This is a genomic window from Streptomonospora sediminis (genome assembly GCF_054778995.1).
This window is the reverse complement of record NZ_BAAGYZ010000046.1, coordinates 1-6,928: the sequence shown is the minus strand read 5'-3', so window position 1 is coordinate 6,928 and position 6,928 is coordinate 1. Positions and strand designations below refer to the sequence as shown.

7 protein-coding genes and 1 rRNA gene are annotated in these 6,928 nt (G+C 70.9%); 4 read left to right on the top strand and 4 right to left on the bottom strand.

The annotated features are described in order from the left end of the window. The first annotated feature begins 108 nt into the window (after window positions 1-108). Window positions 109-226, top strand: a 5S ribosomal RNA gene (gene rrf / locus ACYVD5_RS11370). A gap of 115 nt (window positions 227-341) precedes the next feature. On the opposite strand, the gene ACYVD5_RS11365 is transcribed toward rrf, so the two are convergent. From ACYVD5_RS11365 to ACYVD5_RS11350, 4 genes are all read right to left on the bottom strand, one after another. Beyond that, on the bottom strand, window positions 342-809 hold the full coding sequence (locus tag ACYVD5_RS11365; protein ID WP_461000947.1) for a methylated-DNA--[protein]-cysteine S-methyltransferase: 468 nt from the start codon (window positions 807-809) through the stop codon (window positions 342-344). Between the two features lie 4 nt (window positions 810-813). Next, window positions 814-2,478, bottom strand: a complete 1,665-nt coding sequence (locus ACYVD5_RS11360; RefSeq protein WP_461000948.1) for an AlkA N-terminal domain-containing protein — start codon at window positions 2,476-2,478, stop codon at window positions 814-816. A 289-nt stretch (window positions 2,479-2,767) separates the two neighbouring features. Further along, window positions 2,768-3,589, bottom strand: coding sequence for a TIGR02452 family protein (locus ACYVD5_RS11355; protein WP_461000946.1), 822 nt, complete (start codon window positions 3,587-3,589; stop codon window positions 2,768-2,770). 171 nt (window positions 3,590-3,760) lie between these two features. Further along, window positions 3,761-4,156: a hypothetical protein gene (locus ACYVD5_RS11350; RefSeq protein WP_461000945.1), complete on the bottom strand. Its 396-nt coding sequence runs from the start codon at window positions 4,154-4,156 to the stop codon at window positions 3,761-3,763. 136 nt (window positions 4,157-4,292) lie between these two features. Between ACYVD5_RS11350 and ACYVD5_RS11345 the strand changes: the two genes are divergently transcribed. From ACYVD5_RS11345 to ACYVD5_RS11335, 3 genes are all read left to right on the top strand, one after another. Continuing rightward, complete coding sequence (locus tag ACYVD5_RS11345) at window positions 4,293-4,724, top strand: cobalamin B12-binding domain-containing protein (protein WP_461000944.1); 432 nt, start codon at window positions 4,293-4,295, stop codon at window positions 4,722-4,724. Window positions 4,725-5,000: 276 nt separating this feature from the next. Beyond that, window positions 5,001-5,774 carry a TSUP family transporter gene (locus ACYVD5_RS11340; protein ID WP_461000943.1) on the top strand — a complete coding sequence of 258 codons (774 nt, stop codon included), beginning with the start codon at window positions 5,001-5,003 and terminating at the stop codon, window positions 5,772-5,774. A gap of 375 nt (window positions 5,775-6,149) precedes the next feature. Next, window positions 6,150-6,928: ATP-grasp domain-containing protein (locus ACYVD5_RS11335; protein ID WP_461000942.1), on the top strand; the 779-nt coding region annotated here is incomplete at its 3' end.

The window sequence follows — 6,928 nt, the reverse complement described above, 5'->3', positions numbered from 1 at the left end:
TGCTGGGTGTTCGCGCACATTGTTCACGGGTTTTGCCCTGGTTGATTGCCGCATGGGTGGCCCCCTTGTTGTTGGGGGTGGTGTGGTGGTTGGTTGGGGTGTTTGGTTTGCGGTGGTTATAGCGGGAGGGTCACACCCGGTCTCATTCCGAACCCGGTCGTTAAGTCTCTTTGCGCCGATGGTACTGCCTTCATGGTGGGGGTGGGAGAGTAGGTTGCCGCCGCATTTTTTTGTGGAATTGGGGGTGGGTCCTTTGGGGCCCGCCCCCTTTTTTTATGCCCGGATCCGGTGGGGCGCCCCGACGTCCTCCAACCGATGGGGACGCCCTCACCCGTAGTCGCTCAACCGAGCCCGGCCCCCCGCTCCAGGCGGAGCAGGCTTTCCTTGCGGGAGATTCCGCCGCCGTAGCCGACCATGGCGCCATTGGCGCCGATCACACGGTGGCAGGGCACCACGATGGAAATCGGGTTGCGGTTGTTGGCCATGCCCACCGCTCGTGAGGCGTTCGGTTGGCCGATCGTGCGGGCGATCTCGCCGTAGGTGGCGGTCCGGCCGTAAGGGATGGCCGTCAGCGCCCGCCACACGGTGCGCTGGAACGCGGTGCCTTTCGGCGCCAGCGGAAAGGTGAACCGCCGCAGCTCGCCGGCGAAGTAGGCCCCGAGTTGTTCGGCGGCCTCGCGCAGTGCCGCCGGGTCGCGGCTCCACTCGGACTCGATCTGCTGAGCGAACCGTTCGTGCGGGTTCATGTACAGGCCTGTCAGCGCCTGCCCGTCGCCGAGGAGCAGCAACTCCCCCAGTGGCGAGGACACCAGGTCAAACAGTGGTGTCCCGCTGCCGGGATTTGCGAACTCCACCGGAGCGGTTTGTGCGCTTTCCGGCTCGGCCACCTCCAGGGGCAGCGTGTCCTGGGTCGTGTGCGGGTGTGCCGTCATGGTCGCCATCCTTGTGCTGTTGTTCGTGGGGTCCGTGCTGGGACCGGGAGTTGTCTTGGGCCGCCGCTGCCGCCGCCCAGAGGTGGTGGGTCGCGTAGGAACGCCACGGCCGCCAGGCCTGCGCCGTCCGTTCTGCGGAGCGCGGGTCGCCGGCGTAGCCGAGCCGTTCCAGTGTCCGGCGCACGCCCAGGTCGGTGCCGAGGAACACGTCCGGGTCGCCGAGGGCGCGCATGCGGATGTAGTCGGCCGTCCACGGCCCGATCCCGGGAAGCTCCCGCAGCCGGGCTGCCGCGGCTTCGCGGTCGGCTCCGGGGCCGAGGTCGATCTCGCCATCGGCGATCGCCTTGCTGAGCCGGATGAGCGCCTTGGCGCGGCCTGCCGGCATCGGCAGCTCTTCCGGCGCGGTGTCGGCGAGCACCTCGGGGAGCGGGAACGTGTGCGTCACACCGCTGTTGGGGAAGTCCAGCGGTTTCCCGAAGCGCTCGACAAGGCGGCCCGCCACGGTGCGGGCGGACGCCACCGAGATCTGCTGTCCGACGACGGCGCGGGCCGCCGATTCGGCCGGGTCGACGTGCCCGGGCACGCGCAGCCCGGGCCGCTCCGCGACTGGCCCGGCCAGCGGGCTGCCCTCGGCGCCGAGCACGTCGGCCACGGCACGCGGGTCGGTGTCGAGGTCAAGGAGCCGCCTGCACCGCTGCACCGCCGTCCCCAGGTCTTTGATCAGGTCCAGGCAGAGTCGGCACTGCACGTAATCGGAGGCGCCGTCGCCCGAGATGTGCACGGTGCCGATGCCGTGCGGCAGGTTCAGCACGCGGCGGTACACGTTGCCTTCGACCTCCTCGACGCCGGGGACCGCCCGCGCTTTCAGGAAGGCGAAGAGGTGGTCGAGGTCGATCGGCGGGCGCAGCGGCAGCCGCAGGGTGACAGTACCCGGTTCCGAGGACGCCTGGAAGACGCCGTCACCGCTGCCGTTCGCAGTCGAGGGCGTCGGCCAGGGGCGGTGCCGCAGTTCGCTGGGGGAACGCGCGAACACTTCGCGCACCGTGTCGTTGAACTGCCGGATGCTGGCGAATCCCGCTGCGAAGGCGATCTCGCTCATCGGCAGGTCGGTGGTCTCGATGAGCACCCGCGCGGTCTGCGCCCGCTGGGCGCGGGCCAGGGCGAGCGGCCCCGCACCGAGTTCGGCCACGAGGAGCCGGTTGAGCTGGCGCTCGCTGTAGCCCAGGTGGGCGGCCAGCCCGGCGACCCCGTCGCGGTCTACGGCGCCGTCCGCGATCAGCCGCATGGAGCGGCCGACCGTGTCGCCGCGCACGTTCCACTCGGGTGAGCCGGGCGAGGCGTCGGGCCGGCAGCGCTTGCATGCGCGGAATCCGCTCCGCTGCGCGGCTGCCGCTGACGGGAAGAACCTGGTGTTCCGCCGTTTGGGTGTGACCGCGGGGCAGCTCGGCCGGCAGTAGATGCCGGTGCTGGTCACCCCGACGTAGAAGACACCGTCGAAGCGCGTGTCGCCGCTGCGGACCGCGAGATAGCGCTGATCGTCATCCATCACGCCACCCATCATGGTCTGCACATCTATGCCACGCTAGCGGATTTCGGACATGGGGATGGGTGGTTCGTCGCATGGCGGTCGGCGGAACCGGCGGGGGCGGGTTTCGCCCGATTGCGGACCCCGACACTGCACCCCCGGACCGCGGACTCGACACCGCGGCTGCACCCCGTGGGCCGGGCTCCGAGCGCACGGGCCGCGCCGCGCCGGCCAAGCCGCCGGCCCACCAAGCCACGACCGCCCACCCGCCCACCCGCCCGACGACTCGGCGAGCGGTCCGGCGCTCAGCTCACCCGGCGGCGAACTCCCGCTCGAAAGGGCGGCGCACCGACTCGTCGCGGTCCAGGATGGCGAAGACCACCCGGTCGAAGACGCCGGCGAACTCGCCGCGCAGGTGGACGGCGAATGCGCGGGCCGCTTCCTCGGGATCGTTGCCGAACACTCCGCATCCCCACGCACCCAGCACCAGCACGCGCTCGCGCTGGGCCGCGGCCACCGCCAGCACGCCCCTGGCGCGAGCGGTCAGCGTCTCGGCGATGCGGGGCGTGTCCGCGGGCTGGTTGCGCTCGATCATCCGGCGGTTGGGTGCGGCCGCGGTCAGGAACGCGGCGATCACGGGCTCGGGCAGCCAGGAGCCGTCGTCGCGGCGGTAAACGGGCACGTGCGGCGAGTAGATGATGCGGTCGCTGTACAGCAGGGTGCGCTGGTCGCGGTGGAACGCATAGAACTGCGGGCAGCGGGTGAGCGAGTCGTACAGCGCGCTGGAGCGGGCAAGACTCTCCTCCTGCGATCGGGCCCCGTTGGCCACACCGCCGCCGGGGTTGCGCGCCGACGCGAAGTTGAGCACGGCGGGCGGGCCCGCCGGCGCCAGGCGGATGGCGGCCGCCAGCGTGCTTTCCTCCGTCACCTCGAAGGCGGTCGCCCGGCGGTCCGCCGCTGAGCCTTTGGGCGTGGGAATCGCGTGCAGTTCGTCGGGCAGGTAGAGGCGCGTGCCCGCGCGCATCGGGTCGAGGTGGGCGGACAGGTCGACCCGGCCGCCGCCGTACTCGTACCAGCCGCGCTCGAATGCCGCCTGCGTCTCCTGCCATATGTTGCGCAACCGCTGCGACATCCGTCCCGATCCGTCCCGTCCGTTCCTGGCCCGCGCATCCGCGTGCGGGCCGTCCACGAAACGGTTGTACCCGTTGCCCGCTATATGGGATCGCGTCGGACTCGCACGCATCTGTTGCTGTTTCTCAGAGGACGGTACCGACGGCCCTGTGCCTGCCGCTATGTCTTTTCGTCAGGTGCGACCGTTCGGATCTTGGCCGGAGTCGGCCGCGTCTTCGGCGGAGCCGTTCGGCGTTTCGGCGGTGGAGCGGTCCGTGCCATCGGCCGGGCCGGCCGCCTCCTCGCCGGAGGCGCCGTGCTTGCTCAGGTAGTCGATGTAGACCGGGCGCAGTGCCTCCTGCACGCGCGGGTCGTCCTCGGCACCCAGCGCGTCGTAGAACAGCCCTGAGGCCCGGCTGACGCCCGCCTCGCTTGCCTCCAGGTTGCCTGCGGCGGCTTCGGCGGCGGGGAGCAGTTCCAGCAGCCGCCAGAAGAAGCGGACGTCCCAGCGGCGCCGGGCCAGAGATACCGCTCGGTCGCGCAGTTCAGGTGTTTCCAGTCGCTCCAGAAAGGCCAGGTCGTCGCTCATGCGGGAGGGCTACCCGGCCCTCGCCCGTTCAAATTCCGGTGATGTCGGTTACTCTTCGTTGGCGGGTCCGCCGGTGGCGGGTGCGTGCCGGTCGCCGGCGGCCGCCAACCGGCGCAATCGCACAGGAGGGACGCACATGGGCGCATCATCGGCGGTGCGGGTCGTCGTCGCCAAACCCGGGCTCGACGGCCACGACCGCGGGGTGAAGGTCGTGGTCCGGGCGCTGCGCGACGCCGGTGTCGAGGTCATCTACACGGGGCTGCGCCAGACGCCGGAGATGGTCGTCAACGCGGCTCTGGAGGAGGACGCCGACGCGATCGGGCTCTCGGTGCTCTCCGGCGCGCATCTGACGATCTTCGGCCGGGTCATGGAGTTGCTGGCCGAGCACGGCGCCGAGGACATCACGGTCTTCGGCGGCGGCATCATCCCCGAGGCCGACGTTCCCGAGCTGGAGGCCCTGGGTGTGGGCAAGGTGTTCACCCCGGGCACGCCCACCACGGAGATCAGCGACTGGGTGCGCAACAACATCAGCCCGCTGCGCGCGAAGACCGGCGGCACCGCGGGCTGACCCGGGCCGGCACCGGCTCCACCCACCGCCTGCCACCGCCGCCCGCGGGCGGGCGTCCGATCCGCTTAGGTGGGGCGGACGGCGCGGTGCAGGCGACTCAGCGGTAAGCTGTCCTTTTTGTGGCCTTTTACTGCGCTGATTCCCGTGACCGCCCGCCCGAACCACTAATGTCGGCGCCGCGGTCTCGGCCCCGCGAACGGCCGGCCCGGCAGCAGCCGGGCGCCGGCCCCGGCGCTGCCAACGCAGCCTGCGCGCAGCGCCCCCGGCGGTAGCGGCGTGGAAACCGGTGCCGAGGTCATCGCCCTGCTCCTGGCGGCCGCCCTGGCCGCGGGCTGGATCGACGCCGTCGTGGGCGGCGGCGGCCTGCTGATGCTCCCGGCGATGCTCGTGGCATTCCCCGGCTCCCCGGTGGCGCCCCTGCTCGGCACCAACAAGCTCACGGCGATCCTGGGCACCGCCTCGGCCGCGGTCACCTACATCCGCGGGGTGCGCCCCGACCCCCGGGTCGTCTGGCCGACCGCGGCACTGGCGCTGGTGTGCGCCGGAGGCGGCGCGGCGTTGGCCGGGTCGATCTCGTCGGCCGCCCTGCGCCCCACGGTGATGGTCGTGCTGGCGGTGGTGCTGGTCCTGGTCGTCATCCGCCCCGCGATGGGTACGGCGGCCGATCCGGCGCTGCTGACCCGCCGCCGCATCGCCGTGGCGGTGCTGCTGGCCGGAGCGGGCGTCGGGTTCTACGACGGCATCGTCGGCCCGGGCACGGGCACCTTCCTGATCATGGTGCTGACCACCGTGGTGGGTCTGGACTTCGTGAGCGCCTCCGCCTCGGCAAAGGTGGTCAACACGGCGACGAACCTCGGCGCGCTCGCGGTGTTCGCCTGGAACGGCGACGTGCTGTGGCTGCTGGGCCTCGGCCTGGCGGTGTGCAACATCATCGGCGCCCAGATCGGCGCCCGCATGGTGCTGAGCAGGGGATCGGGGTTCGTGCGCGTGGTGCTGGTGGTCGTCGTGCTCGCGCTGCTGGTGCGGATGGGCTGGGAGCAGTTGGCCTGAGCGGTGCTGCGGCAGCGGGGCCCGGTACCGGAGACGGCGCGCCGGGCGGGCACCCGCTCGCGCGGCCGGAACAAGCGGAACGACCAGAGCTACCGGGGCAACCGGAGCGAAAACCCTGTTAGCACTGGTGCGAATACTCACACCGATTCTCACGCGGTGGCCGGGCCAGGGCTCAGCCCGGGGGATTCCGGCATTGATCCGACTGGTCACCGAAGGGCCGGTGTCAACCGTCAAGCGGCGGGAGAGCTAAGCTTTTCGAACGTTGCGGTTGGCGGTTCGAGCTGTTTCAACGCGGCGCACCGCCGCGAGGTTCCCGCGGATCGAACCCGTCCTCCGCACACCACTGCAGCCAGCGATTAACAAGGACGGACCCTCGTGGACCTGTTCGAATACCAGGCGAAGCAACTCTTCGCAGAATACGGGGTACCGGTACCCCAGGGGAAGGTGGCGAGCACGGCCGCAGAGGCCCGTGCCATCGCCGACGAGTTCGCTGCCGCGGGCAAGACCCGCGTCGTTGTCAAGGCGCAGGTCAAGACCGGTGGCCGCGGCAAGGCCGGCGGTGTCAAGGTCGCCGACGACGCGGCCGACGCCGAGGCCAAGGCCGAGCAGATCCTCGGGATGGACATCAAGGGCCACACGGTCCACCGCGTCCTGATCGAGGAAGCCAGCGACATCGCCGAGGAGTACTACTTCTCCTTCCTGCTGGACCGGGCCAACCGCACCTTCCTCTCGATCTGCTCCGCCGAGGGCGGCGTCGAGATCGAGGAGGTCGCCGAGACCAACCCCGACGCCGTGGCCAAGGTCGCCGTCGACGCCCTCACGGGCGCGACATCCGAGGTCGCCGCCGAGATCGTCCGCCAGGGCAAGCTCCCGGAGGCCGCCGCACAGGGCGCCGCCGAAATCATCGGCAAGCTCTGGGACGTGTGTGCCGGCCGTGACGCCACCCTGGTCGAGGTCAACCCCATGATCCTGACCGGCGACGGCCGCGTCGTCGCTCTGGACGGCAAGGTCACGCTGGACGAGAACGCAGCCTTCCGCCAGGACCTGGAGAGCCTCGCCTTCGCAGCCGAAGGCGATCCCCTCGAGGTCAAGGCCAAGGAGAAGGGGCTGAATTACGTCAAGTTGGACGGGCAGGTCGGCATCATCGGTAACGG